The organism is Colwellia sp. BRX8-9, from assembly GCF_014077245.1.
Lineage (GTDB): Bacteria > Pseudomonadota > Gammaproteobacteria > Enterobacterales > Alteromonadaceae > Colwellia_A.
Genome location: NZ_JACGVN010000005.1, coordinates 143,560 through 164,183, shown reverse-complemented (window position 1 = coordinate 164,183; position 20,624 = coordinate 143,560). Strand labels below are relative to the sequence as shown.

Sequence of the window (20,624 nt, the reverse complement as noted above, 5' to 3'; positions counted from 1 at the left end):
AAATGCCCGTTCACTTTAAGATATAGGGTCATCTTTAAGTGATACGGGTATATTATACATTTTTGTTTTGTCGTATAAAACTGCTACATAATAATAATCAACTACGACGTTTACGGTTTTGATGGCGATAAGAAGGCATAGACGCCTGAGCAAATTCCTTCATCACTTTACGGTAAACTTCACGTTTAAAAGACACTACCTGACGCACTGGGTACCAGTAACTTACCCAACGCCAATCATCAAACTCTGGATGATCAGAGTGAAGTAAATCAACCGCAGACTCTTCTGAAGTTAGCTTAAGTAAAAACCATTTCTGTTTTTGCCCAATACAAACAGGTTTACTTTCATGCCTAATTAAACGTTTTGGTAATTTATATCTCAACCAGTGTTTGGTCGAAGCAACAATACTGACATGTTCCGGTTTTAATCCCACTTCTTCGTGTAATTCTCGGTACATGGTTTCTTCTGCTGTTTCTCCCTCATCAACCCCCCCTTGTGGATATTGCCACGAGTGTTGACCATAACGCCTAGCCCAAAATACTTGTCCTCTATCATTGATTATGACTATGCCGACATTAGCTCTATAGCCTTCGGCATCTATCAAAGGAATTCCCAATAACTTTCATAAAATATATCTTGATTCTTCCATAATATGGGCTTGCGGGCAATTAATTAATTTTTTATTTTATCTAGACCATAGCGTCAAAAGTTATGAATCTTTATACTGAGTAAAGAAAAGTCACGACTAAAGAGTTTACTCATTAAAATTAATATCCCTACTAACGAAGATGATTTACTAAAAAGAGCGCAAGCGCTTGCTGGACTTAATTTAGCTGAAATAGCTGAACAAGCAGGCGTAGTAGTCCCTGAGAATTTAACGAGAGAAAAAGGTTGGATAGGTCTTTTACTTGAGCAGGTTCTTGGCGCTAGTGCGGGGTCAAAACCTGAACCTGACTTTCCACATTTAGGTATTGAATTAAAATCGTTACCCATTAGCATGCAAGGCAAACCTTTAGAGACAACATTTGTATGTGTTGCACCTTTGACTGGCTTAGTAGGGGCTAGTTGGAAAACCAGCCATATACGCAACAAAATGGCACGTGTTTTATGGGTACCGGTAATTTCTGAACGACATATACCAATAGGCGAGCGTATAGTTGGCACCCCTTTTATTTGGTCCCCGTCTTATGAAGAAGAACAATTACTCGCCCTAGACTGGCAAGAGCTTACCGATATGATTGTATTAGGTGAAGTAGAAAACATCTCAGGAAAACATGGCCAAGTGTTACAACTTCGCCCCAAAGCGGCCAATAGCCAAGCTAAAACACAAGCCTTTAATAAACACGGCGAGCCCTTTCGAACACTGCCTCGTGGCTTTTATTTAAAAACATCTTTTACACACATGTTATTACGTAATCATTTGCGTATTGATTAACGATATCTGCGGTATTCATATTTCAATTGAAACTTATCTTAAATACACAAACCATCAGGTAATTATTAATTGACTGATTTACTTTAACTACTGAATTTATGAACTTATCTATGCTAAAAAGTAAAATTTAAACTATTGTTACAGGTACTGATCTTATTACTCGTTGATTCACTTCGTTGTTACTGGTTTTGAAAGAATACGTTATAAGGCTTATCTGAAATATACTATGGTCATTCTATGAATAGTCACCCCCTTAAGCCTTCTTTAATAATCGAGAATATCTCCCGCCTTGAAGGACTGCCATCACAACAAATACATAGTCTGTGTTATTCTCACCGAAAATTTTGGCTAAGCACACCTAATGGATTAGCTATATATGATGGTGAACACGTTGAAATTCTTAATCAACATTCAGGACTTTTAACTCACGGTCAACGTTCAGTTACTTCAAATAGAGATACTATTTTAGCCTGCTCAGATTTAGGCATTTCAATTATAAACGCTGAAACCCATCAATCCATCGTTGATCTTAATACAGTTGACCTTGGCCTTGGTTGGTGCCAATGCGCGATATCTATTGATAACAACGACTATTTATTAGGATGCGCCAAAGGGCTATATCGATGGAATAGCAAGTCGGATGAATTGAACAAAGTAAGCCTTGACGTTTCCGGCGAAGGCGTACTCAGTATTGTTAAAAGCAAAGATCAAACTATTCTTATTCAAATGTCACAGTCAGGCATTTGGGTGTACCAAAATGAAATGATTCGACCTCTTATTAATCAATACACCAAGAGCTTTAACTCGGCGAACCATATTAGTGCATCGACGCAAGGCTTTCTCATTGCTAATAACAAGAGCATCATCATTTTAGATTTTGATTTAAAACTTAAAGAGCATATCCAACTCCCTGATATAGAGTCAACGATTGTCCGTATATTGTTTCCTCATTCAAATCATATGATCATTGCAGAGAAAACCTGTGTATACGAACTAATAAAGCACGATTACATTTGGAAAAAAGGAAAGACGCTATTTACCACCGCAAAAATCACCGATCTTTGTTACGATTCATTCAACAATCTTTGGGCTACTACCGACTTCAGTGGATTAATTAAGTATCCAGCTTTGAATGACTATATTCGAACGTTTGTACCTAAAAAAGCTACATCAATACTAACGCTTCGACTGGCTCAAAATGGACAAGACATTCTTATTGGAGGCACAGGCCATAGTTATTCACTTTCATCGCAAAATGATGCGATACAGAGTGAAATAAGCAGCTTAAAAAACTTAACTTGTTGGGATATTTACCAAGACAAACAGCTAAAAATCTTTGCTGCCTGTAATGAAGGGCTAGCCATCTGTGAAATGACAGATAATTCTTCTGTACAACTTTTTACTGACAAAAACATTGGTGCTGGACGTTGTATTCAGAATATTGGAGAAAATTATCTATATGGCAGTGTTTACGGTTTATTCATATTTTATCCAAGCAGTAAAAAGTTTGAACCTATCAATGATTCATTAGGAAAAACCTTAAGTTATATCTACACAATAGTCCCAAAAGATACAAATAACTATTTTGTTACAACACTTGGTCGAGGACTGTGGATCTATAACACCGATGACAACACGCTCATTTCTGTCGAATTAAAGAATAAATACCTTAACATCTACGATATCAACGTTAATAAAGAGGGTGCATACGCGATAGCAGCTGACAATAAACTATTATTGATGATTGACTCACAAGTCACCGAAATTTTCGAGTCTAGCGATTCTATCGCAGCCTGGACCTGCCGATGGCACAATCAAGATGAAATACTCATTGGTACGTCGCAAGGTCTGCAGTTGTTTGACATCAATTGTCGGCAACCAAAGTACGTTATTAATAATGTTCCCGAACGTCAGTTTTGGGAGTTTACAACCAGCCGTAGCCTATTGAGGAAAGGTGAAGATAGTTACTGGTGTGGTCTCAATGAAAGCTTAAACGTCATTGAAATACCCAGATTAATTGATACCGTACAAGCACCAATACCTGAGATAAAATCTGTTTCGAGCAGTAGCCAATTCCTGCTTGATGGCAATATATTAACCATAGAAGAAGGTAGTTGGAACCTCGACATTATGCTTTGTTCTTATTGGTTGTGGAAAGAAAAAAGCATTAGTTATCACTATCGACTGGTTGGATTTCACGATAATTGGCGAAAAACCAAACACGAACCAATAATGTACTCAGCCCTTCCTTCTGGAGAATATTTACTAGAAGTTCAGGTTAAGTGCGGTTTAGCCCAGTCAAATCAAAAGATCAAACTACTTTTAATAAAAGTGATCAGGAAAGGGACTATTTTTAAGCTTTTAACATGGATAAAAAAAGCCATAGCAACCAGTATCATAAAAATTAAACAGCGCAAAAATTTTTGGAAACTATATGAAAGTCATTTAGAACTAGAGAGGATTGTCGAAAAAAGAACGGCAGATTTGTCAATTGCCAATCAAAAACTGCAGGAGATGAATCTATCATTAGAGCTACTGTCAAACAAAGATCAATTAACTGGAATAAATAACCGTAGGGCCTTTCAAAATTTCGTGGATGAAGAAATAAAAAGAGCCAGCCGAAATAAGTATCACTTTAGTATTCTAATGATAGATATAGATTATTTTAAGCAGTATAACGATAATTATGGTCACTTAGCTGGTGATTTATGCTTAAAGCTGGTTGCACAAAATCTTTTATCTTGCTTGCACCGTAGCGGTGACATTTTGGCTAGATACGGCGGGGAAGAATTTATTATTGCATTACCAGAAATTGACCAACAACAAGCTAAAAATTTTGCCGACCTTTGCATAAAATCCATTAATACATTAGGCATAAACCATGAACACTCTGCGGTATCATCAAATATTACCATTAGCGTAGGCGTAGTAAATTCACTTGTAGAGCCCCTGAAAAATAGGTCTGAACGTATAACGTTCATAACAAAGCTTATTGGCCAAGCCGATGAAAATTTATACTTAGCCAAAAAGCAAGGCAGAAATAGATCCGTTTAAAATAGCTATATTAAAAAACCCTGTTTATCTAGCAAGCTTTCCTCCAAAGCGACTTTAACTTTTTACAGACGGAACAAACCAAATTCCAGGCAAATAAAACCAACTCGAAAGTTGGTTTATTTCTGCTTTTCAGCAAATGTGGTGGGCGCGGCAGGGTTGAACCTGCGACCGGAAGCGGTTAGTTTCGTAGCGACTCTTATATAATCGATCTCTCCAGCAGGTTAGATAAACTATCACTTTATCCTAGGCAAAATCTAGACGAAAAAAAACCAACTCGAAAGTTGGTCTATTTCTGCTTTTCAGCAAATGTGGTGGGCGCGGCAGGAGTCGAACCTGCGATCGGAAGCGGTTAGTTTCGTAGCTGCTATTATATGCTCGGTCTCTCCAGCAGGTTCGATACACTCTCACTTTACTTTAGACGAAAAAAAACCAATCCGAAGATTGGTTTATTTCTGCTTTTCAGCAAATGTGGTGGGCGCGGCAGGAGTGGAACCTGCGATCGGAAGCGGTTAGTTTCGTAGCGACTCTTCTATATAATATTTATTCTAGGCAAAATCTAGACGAAAAAAAACCAACTCGAAAGTTGGTTTATTTCTGCTTTTCAGCAAATGTGGTGGGCGCGGCAGGAATCGAACCTGCGACCGGAAGCGGTTAGTTTCGTAGCTGCTATTATATGCTCGATCTCTCCAGCAGGTTAGATAAACTATCACTTTATCCTAGGCAAAATCTAGACGAAAAAAAACCAATCCGAAGATTGGTTTATTTCTGCTTTTCAGCAAATGTGGTGGGCGCGGCAGGAGTCGAACCTGCGACCGCCTGGTTCGTAGCCAGGTACTCTATCCAGCTGAGCTACGCGCCCACATTAAACTTTATTTACTATCTTGTTCAAAGATAACACCCATTATTTTTATAAGCCTTGGTATTTGCTTAACAACTCAAAATACCTCCTAAGGATGATACTTGAGTTTTTAACTGCTATATTACAGAAGAAAAAAAACCAATCCGAAGATTGGTTTATTCCAGCTTTACAGCAAATGTGGTGGGCGCGGCAGGAGTCGAACCTGCGACCGCCTGGTTCGTAGCCAGGTACTCTATCCAGCTGAGCTACGCGCCCACATTAAACCTTATTTAATATCTCGTTTGAAGATAATATCTATTAATTTTATAAGCGATGATATTTGCTTAGTCCACATTTCAATAAAGAAAAGTGGTGGGCGCGGCAGGAGTCGAACCTGCGACCGCCTGGTTCGTAGCCAGGTACTCTATCCAGCTGAGCTACGCGCCCTCACATGAACTATTTTTTATATCTTAGTCTAAAGATAGCAAATTGCTTTGCATTTATTACTTTTACCGCAGTTACCTTTAATAAAAGTAATGGCGGAGAGCGAGAGATTCGAACTCTCGAACGGATTTAAAGCCGTTACTCCCTTAGCAGGGGAGCTCCTTCGGCCACTCGGACAGCTCTCCATTTTTACTTCTTTACTGTTGAGTTCTAATACGTACTTTGAAATACATCTTAGAAAAAACTCTCTATCAGGCTAGTAGCCAGATACTCCTTTAACAGGTGAGCGTCTTCAACCAATCGGTCACATCTCCAGTGGGTGCGAATACTAATGGATCGAGAAAATAAGTCAACAATATTTTCTATTTTTCTGTACTTTTAAATCTGTTTGCCGAGATTTCAACCAACAAGGCTATTTTTCAAGCTCAAAAAGATTATTGTCACTAAATTAATGCTGAAAAAAATTAATATTAGTCATTAAAAAAGTCGGCAATTGCCGACTTTTTTTAATGAAGGTGTTCAACAAAGCTAAAATTTATTACCTGTTTCGGCTTCGCTACTGTCACTTCCTGTTTTTTCTGCTTGTATGCGCATGTAAATTTCTTCACGGTGAACAGATATTTCTTTTGGCGCATTTACGCCAATACGAACCTGATTACCCTTTACACCTAAAACTGTGACGGTAACTTCGTCACCAATCATTAACGTTTCACCAACCCTACGAGTTAAAATTAACATCCTAAATATCCTTTATGTTTAAAAGCCAGTCCACTAAAAAATTATAAGCTAGTAATAAATTTAGTTTAATTTTGGTAAAAGTACATAATAAAAATTAAAAACTTTGTAAAAAATAGTTACTTAAGTTCACTAAGACCCAGTTTTACCACTATTTACAAAGATTTTATTACCACGAGTGATAATCAGTTATTAACTTTGCACTTATAACCAATATTGGCATTCTAGCAAGCTTATTCAAGCAATAAAGTTATTTTTTGGAAATAATTATAACTATTTGTTATTATTAATATTGTAGTTGACGTATGTTAACTCTGCATTAACCGCTAAGTAACCTAACTTACTATTTAAAAGATTTACCCACAAAAAAGGAGCTAAAACGCTCCTTAATGAAATATATTAGCTTACTATAATATTACGATAACTGGTCAATTAGCCATGCTTTCGCTGTGTCTAATGCCATAGGTAAATTCTCTGGCTTGTTGCCACCAGCTTGTGCCATATCTGGACGCCCACCTCCTTTGCCACCGACATGCTGTGCTGCGGCATTAACTAAATCACCGGCTTTTACCTGTCCAGTGAGATCTTTAGTTACACCAGCGATCAAACCTACTTTTCCGTCTGATGCTGTGCCTAATAAAATGATCCCTGAGCCTATTTTATTCTTGAGTTCATCCATCATGCCACGAAGCGCTTTAGACTCGGTACCTGCTAAATCTGCAATAAGTACTTTCACACCATTAACATCTACAGCCTCACTGATTAAATCAGAACCGGCTTGAGCCGCCACTTGCTGTTTTAGGATTTGAATTTCTTTTTCGAGTTGCTTACCACGACTAATTAATTGCTCAACTTTTCCTGGCATACTCGCCACATCAGATTTAACCATTGAGGCAACTAAGCTTAGATTTGAACCTTGCTGCTCAGTAAAAGCAAGTGCACACTCACCGGAAACAGCTTCTATACGACGAACACCTGCAGCTATACCTGATTCTGACACTATTTTAACAAAGCCAATATCGCCAGTACGCTCAACATGAACACCACCACAAAGCTCGGTAGAAAAACCACCTAAAGTAACCACTCGTACTTCATCGTCGTATTTCTCACCAAATAAAGCCATAGCGCCTTTTTCTTTAGCTTCGTCTATCTGCATTAAGTTGGTTTCACGAGACAAGTTATTACGTATTTCTTGGTTAACTAGACGTTCAACAGTTTGCAACTCTTGCGCGGTAACCCCTTCAAAGTGAGAGAAGTCAAAGCGTAACTTTTCAGCATCACATAACGAACCTTTTTGCGTAACATGTTCACCCAAGACGCTACGTAAAGCGGCATGAAGAAGGTGAGTAGCCGTGTGGTTTTTAACGATAGCTGCGCGTCGCTCAGTATTTATTTCTGCTTTTACTAGGCGATTTAAGCCAATATTTACGCGAGCAATTCCTTTATGAGCAAAGGCGTTACCCATTTTAGTGGTGTCATGTACTTCAAATATACCGTCATCAATATGAAGAAGGCCTTGGTCTCCTGCTTGGCCACCCGACTCCGCATAAAAAGGTGTTTTGTCCAAAATAACAATGCCCTGCTCGCCTGCTTTTAATTCAGCAACCGACGCTTCGTTATTGAATAATTCAACAATAGTTGCGGAGAATTCATTACGGGTATAACCTTTAAACTGCGTGTTGTGATCAGATTTAAGCTGGTCGTTATAGTTAGAACCAAACTGACTTGCTTGCTGAGCACGTTCGCGTTGAAGTCCCATAGCAATGTCAAAACCATTGTGGTCGACTTTTAATTGACGTTCTCGGGCAATATCTGCCGTTAAATCGGCAGGAAAACCATAGGTGTCATAAAGTTTAAAGGTATCGTCACCTGAAATAGTGTCGCCTTTAAGATTCGCTAAAATATCTTCAAGTAAGATCATGCCACGATCTAGGGTGCGGCCAAATTGCTCTTCTTCGATACGTAATATTTTTTCAATAACCGCTTGTTGGCTAATAAGCTCAGGGTAGGCTTCACCCATTTGCTTACCTAATGAAACAACTAGTCGATGAAAGAAGTGTGATTTTGCTTCTAATTTATGACCGTGGCGTACGGCACGTCGAATAATACGACGTAATACATAGCCACGACCTTCGTTTGAAGGCATAACACCATCTGCTATTAAGAAGCTACATGAGCGAATATGATCGGCAATTACACGCAAAGACTTATGTTCTAAATCATTGCACTGTAATAACTCAGCAGTATCTTTAATTAATCCTTGAAAAATATCAATTTCATAATTGCTATGCACGCCTTGCATTATCGCTGAAATACGTTCTAAGCCCATACCTGTATCAACAGAAGGCTTTGGCAAGTTTTCCATAGTACCGTCAGCATGACGGTTGTACTGCATGAAGACTAAGTTCCAAATTTCAATAAAACGATCACCATCTTCATCTGGTGAGCCTGGAGGTCCACCAAAAATATTTTCACCATGATCATAGAATATTTCAGAACAAGGTCCACATGGCCCCGTATCACCCATTGACCAAAAGTTGTCTGACTCGTACTTTTTACTGGGTGACTTATCACCGATACGAATAATTTTATCTACCGGAATACCTATTTCGTCACGCCAAAAAGCGAAGGCTTCTTCGTCACTGTCATAAACAGTCACTAATAGCTTTTCTTTAGGTAAGGCTAATTTGACAGTTAAAAATTCCCAGGCAAAACGTATAGCGTCTTCTTTAAAGTAATCACCAAAACTAAAGTTACCTAACATTTCAAAGAAAGTATGATGGCGCGCCGTGTAGCCAACGTTCTCTAGATCGTTATGTTTACCACCCGCACGAACACAACGTTGCGACGAGGTTGCACGGGTATAACTTCTGCTCTCTGCCCCTAAAAAAACGTCCTTAAAAGGAACCATACCAGCATTGGTAAATAATAACGTCGCGTCATTACCTGGAACTAATGAACTACTTGGAACAATTTGATGTTGCTTCGAAGCATAAAAGTCTAAAAAAGTCTGTCGTAATTGTGCACTAGTTTTAATCATGGGAATGTTCACTCTCTGAAAAGTTAATTCTTGAATTTATTCGTTTAATCGCTATGAGTATATTTAATCAATATCATGATTTCATCCGAAGAGAAACCTCGAGACTGCATAAATCGAATGCGTTTTAATTTATCTTTTTGGTCTTTAATTGTACTTTCGCCAAAGCGTTTATTATACGCAAGCTCGGCTTGAAGATACCAATCAATTTGCTGATTTTTACTCAGTTCAACTATAATAGTATCGCAAACACCTTTTTGTTCCAATTCATTGCTAATATAAAGCCAACCATAACCTTTATTAAGGCGGCTACCAAACAAAGATTCGGCAAAACGTTGGTCACTCAAATAGTTTTTTTTAATTAGAAATTCAAGGACTGGCGTAATTTCATCTTCACTGTGTTGACGAAATTTGAGCTTTTGCATTAACTCTTCATAAGAATGCTCGCGACGAGAGAGGATACCTACCGAACAATGTAAGATAGCTTTGTTCAATGATTCATCACCTTTAAAGACGTTTTACCGCTTATTTTACCTTTAAATTAACGGATAATTATAGTGTTCAATTATTTAAATTTTAGATAAATAATAAGTTTTTACTTTGAGTGAATAATCACGCAGAATAAGTTGTTATAAAAGTAAGCGTAAAGTTTGCAGATAAACAGCAAAATAAAACAGGGATCTGTATGAAGGTATGTTTTAAGAACCTCAGTCAAATGTTCACCATTTTTTGTATAACATTATTGCTTTCTGCCTGTGGTGGTTCTAATGATAAATCAAAAAATTACGCCATCAACGCTGATGTTTCAACGATTAGCTTTAGCAATGAGATAATTACTGAGTTTGACGATTCAATAACCGTTAATGTTACTTTTGCTGGCGACGGTTTATTAGTGGGTTATGCCCCTGACTCCCAACCCGTGGGCTGGCTAGCCTTTAGAACTGAAAACCTAACCAGTAATTCTGCTACTGTTCATATTGATTTAACCCAAGCAGACCAAATTAATTTAGGTGAATACGTCACAAAGCTGCGTTTTTCAACGGGCGAACTCTCTGATAATGGCGCAACCTTAGTGCATCATGACATCAACGTTTCATTACTTATTTGGCAAGCAAATATAGATACTGAGCTGGTCAGTTTTCGTGGCACCTTTGGTGATGTCAGCATTCCTAGCCAAACAATCGCTATCACCAGTGAGAGTAATAACTGGCAGTTAAGCAGTGATATTGACTGGATAACTTTTGACATATCTTCGGGCTCAGGTGATGCAACGGTCACCGTTACCCCGAATATTAGCAGTTTTACTGCCGCGCAGTTAGCAAGCGGAAATATTATACTCACCGAAACAACAACGGGTGATACTAAGCTTATCCCTGTAGAAGTTGGTTTAGATAATCAATATTTGTATGCCAACCAAGCCAGCTTGGCTTTTACGTCAACCGCGAATATTTCAGTGCTTGAGCAAACCATCAAAGTCAGTACCAACAGCAGCGCTGAAATAAATTGGCAAGCAAGTTCCGCCTCAACCTGGTTAACCTTAACAAAACTCGACAATGATTTTCTTAAAGTTGCTGTTGATGTTAATGCCATGCCGGTAGCGGCGATAAGTCAAACTGAAATAACCCTCAATGCCATTGAAAATGAAGTTGTTATTGGGCATGTTCTACCGGTATCATTATTTCAAAGTACTGAGCAAACAGAAACTAAAGTCATCACGGACATAGCCGCAAATATCGATACCGTGATAGCAGCACCTAACATGCCCTACTTTTATGTTGGCTCAGAAAACAACTTACTTGTTTATCAACAATATAGTGGTGAATTAATTGCAACCATCGCTATCGCTCCTGATAACACCCTACTTGAGCAATTTATTGTTCATCCTGACGGTAGTAAATTACTAGCAAAAGCGCTTGAAGTTGTTATCAATGAAGACGAGACCACCACTGAAGTTGTTCATCGTTATAATATCAATTTAAGCGATTATAGTTTTACTGAAATTTCATCACCAACCATAGAGTTTGAACCTAGCCGTTACGTACAATTTTCTGGCCGATACTTTCTTGTCACGCAAACACTTGAATACGCAAATGAAGAGTTACAACGCTTATTTTGGGATCGTGAAAATATCTTTTTCACGGAAACCATTGACCAAGCCAGTGAAACAGAAGCTTTATATGCATTAGACTTTCAAACAGCAACCTTAAATCGCTATAACGCAAAAATTAATGACTTCAGTCAAGATAAAATCATTACGAGCTTAACCCATGAATATAAACCAGAACGGTTAGCTGAAGCCGATAGTATTTCAAGCTTTGTCGTTAATGATAACGAAACGGCGCTTTATCTTATTAGCCCAACAAGTGAACACATTAGCTTTGATGGCAACGCTTTTACCGATATGGGATTACTCAACCAAGCAGACGGTGCAACGACGTTATTTGTTGAAAAGTCGAATAACAATTTTGCCCATTATCTTCGTTTTGTTCCCGCTAGCGGCTTCGTTGTGAATGTTTACAACCAAGCATCAGCACTGACTGCTACCATTGAAACTCAGGGACAACAGCCCACCAGCATTGATATTTCATCTGATAATAAACGCTTGTTAGTGAACGCGGTAAATAGTACTCAAATAGAAATGGTAACTTTAGCGCAGTTTGATGTGTCGGCATCTCAGTTGTCCTTTAATACTACCTTAGGCAATGCCAGCGTTGCTAGCCAGGAATTGACTATTTCAGGCGTGAGTGATTCATGGCAAGCAACAACAGATGTTTCATGGTTATCTTTGACTCAAACAACAACGCAAGAGAGTAAAACGCTTGTTATTTCCATTGATTCAAATGAGATCATCGGTTGGGGGTTATTTACCGGTATCATTACTTTTACCGACCCAGAGACGGGCATCAATGTACAAGTAGTGGTTGAGTTAGCGGTTGATGAAATAAGGTTATTCAGTAACGCTTCAGCACTAACCTTTACTTCACAAGCGGACAAGTCAACGCTCAGTCATACGGTAGATATTGTCACCAATAAATCCAGTGCGGTAGCTTGGCAAGCACAAAGTAATGTTAATTGGTTAACGTTAACGGCTGATACCGTTAATAATACCCTAGCGATCGACGCCGATCCAAGTAAAATAACGACTAATGGTTTGTACTATGGCGAAATCACCTTAGCACCGGTCAATAGTTCTGAAAGCGTCAAGGGTACAATAAAAGTCAGCTTTGAAAAAGGCGATTTTGACACAACAAGCATCAGTGAAATTGTTATCACTGATATTACACCTAATACCTCAGCTGTCGTATTAGACCCACTGCGTCCTAATATTTATATCGGCCAAGGTGATGTGATAAAAGTGTTTAATATTATTACTGGCGCTGCAATAACAACGATTAATTCACCACTTGGCGGTGCTGATTTAACCGACTTGGTTATTCACCCAGATGGCTCACTCTTGTTAGCTTCAAATAGTGAAAACTACAACGATGAAAATGGGCAGCCACAAACGCGTATTAATCATTATCAAATAAACCTTAACGATTTCAGTATTAACTTACTGCCAGCTGCTGACATAGATCTACAATTTAGGCCTAAAACTATCGCGATGGTCGCCGGTAAAGCCATTGTTATCAGCCAAGCGTTAGAATATGCAAACTTAGCCTTAGCGGTGCAGTTCTGGGATAGAGAAAATACTTTCAACTCACCCATTATCTATGACGTACCTGCAAGCAATCATGTTATTGCTTATAACGCTAACACCTCAGCATTGCTACAATATACCTTAGCGTACAATGCCTTTACTGCTGAAAGTGTTCAACAAATTGCCAGTGATGAAAATATTAACAGCGCTTATAGTGGCGTTTTATCAAATATAGTCACCAGTAGTCGTGGTGCAGACCTTTATACAGCGAGCACCACTTCAGAGTGGACAACTTTTGATGGTACAAGTTTTACTGACCAAGGCGTTTTACGAGCGAGTATACGAACGGTTAACGTAGCCATTGACTCGGCTAATAATAGTTATTTCTATCGTTTCGATAGTAGTGGCGTTTTTATTCTTAGTAAATATGATGAAAACCAACAAGCTTTATTTACCGTCGGATATACAGCTGGTTCTGTTGACAGTTATATATCGCCAAACTACCAGCGAATTATTCACTACAATTCAACTGCAAATAGCTTAGTACTTGATTATATTCCTGATTAAGCTCAGCTACATATTGCACTTATATAATCCCGTGCTCGCACGGGATTTTTATTTCCACTAAAGCCTACTTATTTATCTTATTCTGTATTTTACAAAAATAATCAAGGTAAAAGCTGACAACTTAACAATTCAGCTTTTTTAACCGGTTACTCACCGTTTTTAAACGTGCTGCATCTTGTAGCTTGGCCGAGTGCAACATAGAATAAATTCATTAGCTTTGTCTATACGATATTAACAAAGTCATTTAATTGTCTAACATTTAATAAAGGTCATTTATGAAAAAGCGCTTACTCGCCCCGCTTGCTATTGCTATCGCATTAGCCGGTTGTCAGTCGTACGACGATAACAAGAATCAAACCAAAGAAAGTCAGCAAAAAATTAAAAAAGCTGAACATATAAATCCATTGTTCAGTGCATTTACTACGCCACACGGCATCCCCCCTTTTGATCAAATTAAAAAAAGTGATTACTTACCCGCATTTGAGCAAGCTATTAGTGAAAATAAAATAGAAATTTCCACTATTGCCAATGCCACTAACACAGCAACATTTGCAAATACCATTGAAGCGATGGAAAAGTCAGGTGACTTTCTTAACCGCGTCAGTAATGTATTTTACGGTTTAACCGGTTCAATGTCTGACGAAGAAATGCGTAATATTGCCAAAGCAGTATCACCACAATTATCAGCGCTAAATGACGACATTAATCTTAATGCAAAATTATTTGCTCGGGTAAAAACGGTTTATGACAAAAAAGATCAACTGAATTTACAAGTAAACGAATTAACCTTACTTGAGAAAACCTACAAAGGTTTTGTCCGTGGTGGTGCTAATTTATCAGATGCTGACAAAGTAAAATTACGCCAATTTAATACGCAATTGAGTGAATTAAGCTTAAAATTTGGCGAAAATTTATTACACGAAACGAACAGCTTTGAAATGGTTATTGATAACAAGGCTGATCTAAACGGTTTACCTGATGATATTATTGCCGCCGCCGCTGTTACGGCAAGCGATAGAGGCCATGAGGGTAAATGGGTATTCACCACTCATCGTCCTAGCAAAAACCCCTTTCTAACCTATGCAACTAATCGTAAATTACGGGAAACCTTATATAAAGGTTACACCATGCGCGGTAACAATGATGATGAGTTTGATAACAAGAGTATTGCTGCAGAAACAGCCAGCTTACGTTACCAAAAGGCACAATTATTAGGTTATAAAACTCACGCACATTTTGTCCTTGAAAATGCGACGGCTAAAACACCTGAAAACGTATTTGGTTTATTAAATCAAGTATGGCCAGCTGCTTTAGCGAGAGCAAAAGAAGAGTCAGCTGATATGCAAAAGCTGGCTAACTCACAAGGCACTAAAATTGAAATAGAAGCCTGGGATTGGTGGTACTACGCTGAGAAAATTCGTAAAGCTCGCTACGATATAGATGCAGCAGAAACTAAGCCATATTTCTCGCTAGAAGGTACTTTACAGGGAATATTTTTCACCGCAGAGAAATTATGGGGCGTAACCTTCAAAGAACGCAACGACTTACCTAAATACCATGAAGATGTACGTACCTTTGAAGTCTTTGATAAAGACGGCAGCTATGTTGGTATTTATATGACTGACCATTACGTGCGCGAAAGTAAACGTGGTGGTGCTTGGATGAGCAGCTTCCGTAAACAACATCGTATGTATGGTGAAGAAGTTACCCCTATTATCTACAACGTATTAAATTATCCACGCCCGGTCGGTGATACGCCAACATTATTAACTTTTGATCAAGCGTCAACTTTATTTCATGAATTCGGTCATGCAATTCAGGGCTTGTTGTCTAACGGTTATTACCGCTCACAAACAGGTACTGCTTTACCACGTGACTATGTTGAATATCCTTCACAAGTCATGGAAAATTGGATGACTGAACCAGAAGTATTAGCAAACTTTGCTAAGCACTATAAAACCGGTGAAGTTATTCCAATGGCATTAGTTGATAAAATTCAAGCTTCAGGTAAATTTAATCAAGGTTTTGGTACCACTGAATACCTTGGTGCAGCTTTACTTGACATGAGTTGGCATTCTTTAGAAACAGCAGAGTTGCAAGATGCTGCAGTATTTGAGAAAAAGGTCTTATCAGAAATTGGCTTAATCAAAGAGATATCACCTCGTTATAGAACAGGTTACTTTTCTCATATATTCTCTGGCGGTTATTCATCAGGTTATTACGGCTACATTTGGTCAAATATCTATGATGCAGATACTTGGTTAGCGTTTAAAGAAAATGGCATATTCGATGAGAAAACTGCAGATTTATACCGTAAGCATATCTTAGAGCCCGGTGGTAGTGAAGATCCTACCATAATGTACCGTCGCTTTAGAGGTCAAGACCCTAAAGTTCAACCTTTGCTTGACCGTCGTGGTTTAACGACAACTAAGTAACGTTAACCCTAATATTATTAATATCCGTTATTTAAGACTCCGTCATGCTGATACTAGATTTATATGAGTCTCAGCATGACGATTTATAACTGAAAAAGATATTAACTGACATAGCGCTTTATGGTTGCTAAAAAAGCTAAGTGCTTATATTTACATGCTGATTTTATATCCAATAAAGTCCTTTTCAGCGGAATAACGTCCAGCTTTAAAAATTTTTAATAAAAGTTTATTTGTATTGTTTATAACCTAATAATGTAATAATAATATTCTTTCATCGCCATATAGCTCACTAAAGTTAACCCCCAATTATGAAGTTAAAATCTGCTGTATTACTCATATTGAAAGGTTTTGTAAAAATGAGTGTTATTTTCAATAACCGTAAAATAAAGCCTTCGCTGTTTTTATTTTTGCTGATACTTTTTCCTTCCTGCGTTTCATTCGCTGCAGTGCAATCAACTCGGTTTGAGCGTCTATCTATTGAAGATGGCCTACCACAAAGTGATGTAACTCAAATACTACAAGACAGACAAGGCTTTATATGGGTAGGGACTTCCAACGGGTTAGCGCGTTATGACGGCTATACGTTTAAAGTATTTAAACATAGTGGTAAAAATCAGAACTCACTAACAGGCAATGTGATTCGAACTATATTTGAAGATAAAAGTGCTAACCTCTGGATAGGTACAGAAGTTGGACTTAATCACTTTAATCCGAGAACTGAACAGTTTAGCCACTTTCGTCACAATGCTAATAAGCCAAATAGCTTAAGCCATGATGTTGTCAATGCAATAACTCAAGACCGCTTAGGCAATATTTGGATTGGTACTCGGGGCGGACTTAATCGTTTTGATCCAAAAACAGGGCAGTTTACTCATTATAAATATAATATAAATAATCCAAAGAGTTTAAGCCATAATAATGTCTGGGCAATATTAGAGGATAATAACGGCGAAATTTGGGTTGGCACTCATGCTGGTCTTAGTCGCTTTAATGCAAAAACCGAGCAATTTACTCATTACGTTCACAATGCTAACGACCCCAATAGCATAACTCAAGGAACAGTTTGGTCAATAATTACCGATAGGCAAGATAATCTTTGGATGATTACTGAAAACGGCTTAAATCGATTTAGTCTGCAGACTGAGCAATTTACTCATTACCGCCATGAGGCTAATAATGCTAATAGTTTAAGTGATGGAGTAGTTTTAACGTTAGCAGCTGATAAAAACGGCAACCTTTGGATTGGGACAAATATGGGATTGAATAGACTGAACCTTGAAACTGAGGCTTTCACCTATTACCGTCATGAAGAGGCTAATATAAATAGCCTAGGCTCAGGTAATGTTATGGCTATTTTAGAGGACAGAGAAGGTAATATTTGGTCAGGGACTAACAAAGCGGGTCTTAGCCGCTTCAATCCAAAAATAGAGCAGTTTGGTCATTACCGTCGAGATGCCTTTACCCCCGGGAGCTTAAGTAGTAATTGGGTTGCTGCGATCGTTGAAGACCAGCAAGGCGATCTTTGGGTGGGGGTTGATTCAGAAGGTATTAATCGCTTTAATAAAAAAACTCAGCAGTTTGAGCATTATAGTATAAATAAAACTAACCCAGAAAATATAAGTAATAACTGGGTTAACGCAATAACTAAAGATCACCAAGGCAATATTTGGTTTAGCACTAGGAGTGCATTAAATAAATTCACCCTCAAAACGGAGGTATTCAGTACTTATCGGCATAACTTGGATGATTCAGACAGTTTAGGTAGCAGAGGTATCCAAGCGATAACTGAAGACAGCCAAAATAACCTTTGGGTAGGTACTGCTAATGGCCTAGATTATTTTCTCCCTAAAACTGCAAAATTCAGGACCTATCAGCATAGTGAAGTTAATTTAAACAGTTTGAGCCATAACCATGTTTTAGCAATAACTGAAGATAACCAAAAAAATCTTTGGGTGGCTACTGTTGAGGGCCTTAATTATTTCAATCCGAAGACTGAAGTATTTACTCATTATCGTCATGATATGACTCAACCAAACAGTTTAAGTCATAATTATATTAGCTCAATAGCTTTAGATGACGAGGGTAACCTTTGGGTAGGCACCATGAATGGCTTAAACCTTATGGATATGAAGTCGGGGGAGTTTGTACGTTTTACCGAAGAGGATGGATTACCTGATAGCACCATTTATGCAATAGAGATTGATGAGCAAGGTTATTTATGGATAAGTACCAATCAAGGCTTATCTCAATTTAACCCCAAGTCTAAAACGTTTAAAAATTATGATGTTGCCGACGGCTTACAAAGTAATGAATTTAATGCTGGCGCTTCTTATAAGAGTGACAGTGGCGAATTGTTTTTTGGCGGCATTAATGGTTTTAATCGATTTTTTCCTAATAAGCTAATTCAGGATAACAATAAACCTGTGGTCGTTTTCACCGAAATGCTATTGTTGAATCAATCAGTCGCTATCGATGCCAATAAAGAACACGATAAAAATAAGGCAAAACCAGAAGATGGTACATTTTTTTTGGAGAAAGGGATCCATGCAACATCAGCAATCACTTTAACCCACAAAGAAAATTTAGTGGCGTTTGAGTTTAGTGCTTTACATTTTTCTGCCCCAAAAAAAAATCAATATGCATACAAGCTTGAAAGTTTTGATGACCATTGGATAATGACCGATTATAAAAATCGCCGAGCAACGTACACAAATCTATCTGGTGGTGAATACTTACTAAGAGTAAAAGCAAGCAACCCTGATGGTATTTGGAATGAAGAAGGTGTTTCACTTAAAATAACCGTGCAACCACCGTTCTGGAACTCTTGGTGGGCATATACCTTATATTTCATCTCATCTTTGTTCATATTAGTCTTTTTTATTAGGGCTCATCAAAAAAAAGCAATTTTTGAACGTGACCTTATTAAGCAATTAGAGCATCAAGTTTCCACACAAACGGCTTCAATCAAACAAGAATCGAAAAAGGTTATTAAAGCGAATGAAGTTAAATCTCAATTCTTAGCGAATATGAGCCATGAGATAAGAACACCTTTAACCTCTATTATTGGCCAAACTGAAGCGATATTACATGGTGATATTGATAACAGTGCTGACAGCATAAAAGTCATATATAATAATAGCTTGCACTTGCTTAGCTTATTGAATGACACCCTAGATTTAAGCAAAATAGAGGCAAATAAATTTGAATTAGAAATAACGGCCTTAGATCTGATACAAATACTTGTCGACATTAAAAATATTTTCTCAGAACAAGCTAAATCTAAAGGCTTAAATTTTACCATATACCATACTTTGCCCTCCCCTTTTATGATCAATATTGATGGCTTTCGTTTAAAGCAAATTCTTATTAACCTTTGTTCAAATGCCATTAAGTTCACTGAAAAAGGGGATGTTGCTATTGAAATATACGCGCAACATTATAATCATATCAACGAATTAACCTTCAAAATACGTGATACAGGCATAGGTATCAGTGATGAACAATTAAGAAGAGTGTTTGACGCCTTTACGCAAGCAGATACCAGCATTAGTCGGCGCTTTGGTGGCTCAGGTTTAGGGCTAAATTTATCTGAAAAATTAGCAGACTTCATGGGGGGAATAATCGATGTTGAAAGTGAGATAGGTCAAGGCAGTATTTTTACCTTGATATTACCGTTCACTCCCACCAGTTCAACTGAGATTGTAAAAGAATTCGAAGTAACAAAGAAGACCTTCAGTGGCGCTATTTTATTGGCTGAAGACCATGATGATAATAGGCATTTAATGAGCAGGCTACTGACCGGACTAGGTTTTGAGGTTTATACTGCGACAAACGGCTACGAAGTAATAGCGTCTTACTTTAAAAATAAACCTGATTTAATCTTACTTGATATTCAGATGCCAAAAATGGATGGTATAGAAGCGATAAAAATTCTAAGAGCTAGATCTTGTGAAGTACCGATTATTGCATTAACGGCAAATACCTTAGCCAAAGATCTAGAACAATATTTAGCGCTAGGATTTAATGGATTTCAAGCTAAGCCTTTTGAGCGACAAAACTTTATCAATACCATCGCTAAGTATTTTGAACAGCCTATCAAAACCAACCACGAAGACAATAGCTCGCTAACTAATAGCAACATTGATATATCTGATTTGGTTGCTAAATTTGAAGTGGGTTTAATTGCAGAACATAAAAACTTCATATTGTTGAACCAAACGAATGATAATGATGCACTTGCTAAGCAAGCACATAAACTAGCTGGAGCCGCACAAATGTTTGGTTATAGCAACATAACACGAGTCGCAATGAGCTTAGAGTCCAAAATTAAGAAAAAAAATTCTGCCGCTATTAAATCTAGCACCCATGAGCTTATTGCGGCGTTATTAACGGTTATTAACAAAAGTGACTGATAACGTTTCTCATCATTTTATCTGTTA

General features: G+C 37.9%; 9 protein-coding genes and 4 tRNA genes. 5 read left to right on the top strand and 8 right to left on the bottom strand.

Annotated elements, in window-relative coordinates; all coding sequences use genetic code 11:
- Positions 1-97: 97 nt before the first annotated feature.
- Entirely contained in the window at positions 98-604 is a 507-nt protein-coding gene (gene rppH / locus H4J70_RS06060; RefSeq protein WP_182216909.1) for an RNA pyrophosphohydrolase, read from the bottom strand.
- Between the two features lie 162 nt (positions 605-766).
- Here rppH and mutH point away from each other — a divergent pair, with 162 nt between their 5' ends.
- Positions 767-1,435, top strand: a complete 669-nt coding sequence (gene mutH, locus H4J70_RS06055; RefSeq protein WP_310733524.1) for a DNA mismatch repair endonuclease MutH — start codon at positions 767-769, stop codon at positions 1,433-1,435.
- 237 nt (positions 1,436-1,672) lie between these two features.
- Complete coding sequence (locus H4J70_RS06050; RefSeq protein WP_182221822.1) at positions 1,673-4,489, top strand: diguanylate cyclase domain-containing protein; 2,817 nt, start codon at positions 1,673-1,675, stop codon at positions 4,487-4,489.
- Between the two features lie 782 nt (positions 4,490-5,271).
- On the opposite strand, the gene H4J70_RS06045 is transcribed toward H4J70_RS06050, so the two are convergent.
- From H4J70_RS06045 to H4J70_RS06015, 7 genes are all read right to left on the bottom strand, one after another.
- Positions 5,272-5,348, bottom strand: a tRNA-Arg gene (locus tag H4J70_RS06045).
- 178 nt (positions 5,349-5,526) lie between these two features.
- A tRNA-Arg gene (locus H4J70_RS06040) sits at positions 5,527-5,603 on the bottom strand.
- A 94-nt stretch (positions 5,604-5,697) separates the two neighbouring features.
- Positions 5,698-5,774: transfer RNA gene (locus tag H4J70_RS06035), tRNA-Arg, on the bottom strand.
- Between the two features lie 90 nt (positions 5,775-5,864).
- Positions 5,865-5,956 (bottom strand) — tRNA-Ser (locus H4J70_RS06030).
- 343 nt (positions 5,957-6,299) lie between these two features.
- Positions 6,300-6,509: a carbon storage regulator CsrA gene (gene csrA / locus H4J70_RS06025; protein WP_070375981.1), complete on the bottom strand. Its 210-nt coding sequence runs from the start codon at positions 6,507-6,509 to the stop codon at positions 6,300-6,302.
- Positions 6,510-6,921: 412 nt separating this feature from the next.
- Positions 6,922-9,546, bottom strand: coding sequence for an alanine--tRNA ligase (gene alaS / locus H4J70_RS06020; protein WP_182221823.1), 2,625 nt, complete (start codon positions 9,544-9,546; stop codon positions 6,922-6,924).
- Positions 9,547-9,590: 44 nt separating this feature from the next.
- Positions 9,591-10,037 (bottom strand): regulatory protein RecX, encoded by a 447-nt coding sequence (locus tag H4J70_RS06015; RefSeq protein WP_182221824.1) that lies wholly within the window; start codon positions 10,035-10,037, stop codon positions 9,591-9,593.
- A gap of 191 nt (positions 10,038-10,228) precedes the next feature.
- On the opposite strand from H4J70_RS06015, the gene H4J70_RS06010 reads away from it, so the two are divergent.
- The 3 genes from H4J70_RS06010 (at position 10,229) to H4J70_RS06000 (ending at position 20,597) form a co-directional block, all read left to right on the top strand.
- Entirely contained in the window at positions 10,229-13,750 is a 3,522-nt protein-coding gene (locus H4J70_RS06010) for a BACON domain-containing protein (protein ID WP_182221825.1), read from the top strand.
- A 275-nt stretch (positions 13,751-14,025) separates the two neighbouring features.
- The gene (locus tag H4J70_RS06005; RefSeq protein ID WP_182221826.1) at positions 14,026-16,185 is read left to right on the top strand and encodes a M3 family metallopeptidase; all 2,160 of its coding nucleotides are present in this window, start codon (positions 14,026-14,028) and stop codon (positions 16,183-16,185) included.
- 356 nt (positions 16,186-16,541) lie between these two features.
- Positions 16,542-20,597 (top strand): hybrid sensor histidine kinase/response regulator, encoded by a 4,056-nt coding sequence (locus H4J70_RS06000; RefSeq protein WP_220470361.1) that lies wholly within the window; start codon positions 16,542-16,544, stop codon positions 20,595-20,597.
- The last annotated feature ends 27 nt before the right edge of the window (positions 20,598-20,624 follow it).

Excerpts from the sequence above, each read along its gene's own strand:
- H4J70_RS06050 (WP_182221822.1), top strand. The coding sequence starts at position 1,673 with ATGAATAGTCACCCCCTTAAGCCTTCTTTAATAATCGAGAATATCTCC.
- csrA (WP_070375981.1), bottom strand. The coding sequence starts at position 6,509 with ATGTTAATTTTAACTCGTAGGGTTGGTGAAACGTTAATGATTGGTGAC.
- alaS (WP_182221823.1), bottom strand. The coding sequence starts at position 9,546 with ATGATTAAAACTAGTGCACAATTACGACAGACTTTTTTAGACTTTTAT.
- H4J70_RS06010 (WP_182221825.1), top strand. The coding sequence starts at position 10,229 with ATGAAGGTATGTTTTAAGAACCTCAGTCAAATGTTCACCATTTTTTGT.
- H4J70_RS06005 (WP_182221826.1), top strand. The coding sequence starts at position 14,026 with ATGAAAAAGCGCTTACTCGCCCCGCTTGCTATTGCTATCGCATTAGCC.
- H4J70_RS06000 (WP_220470361.1), top strand. The coding sequence starts at position 16,542 with ATGAGTGTTATTTTCAATAACCGTAAAATAAAGCCTTCGCTGTTTTTA.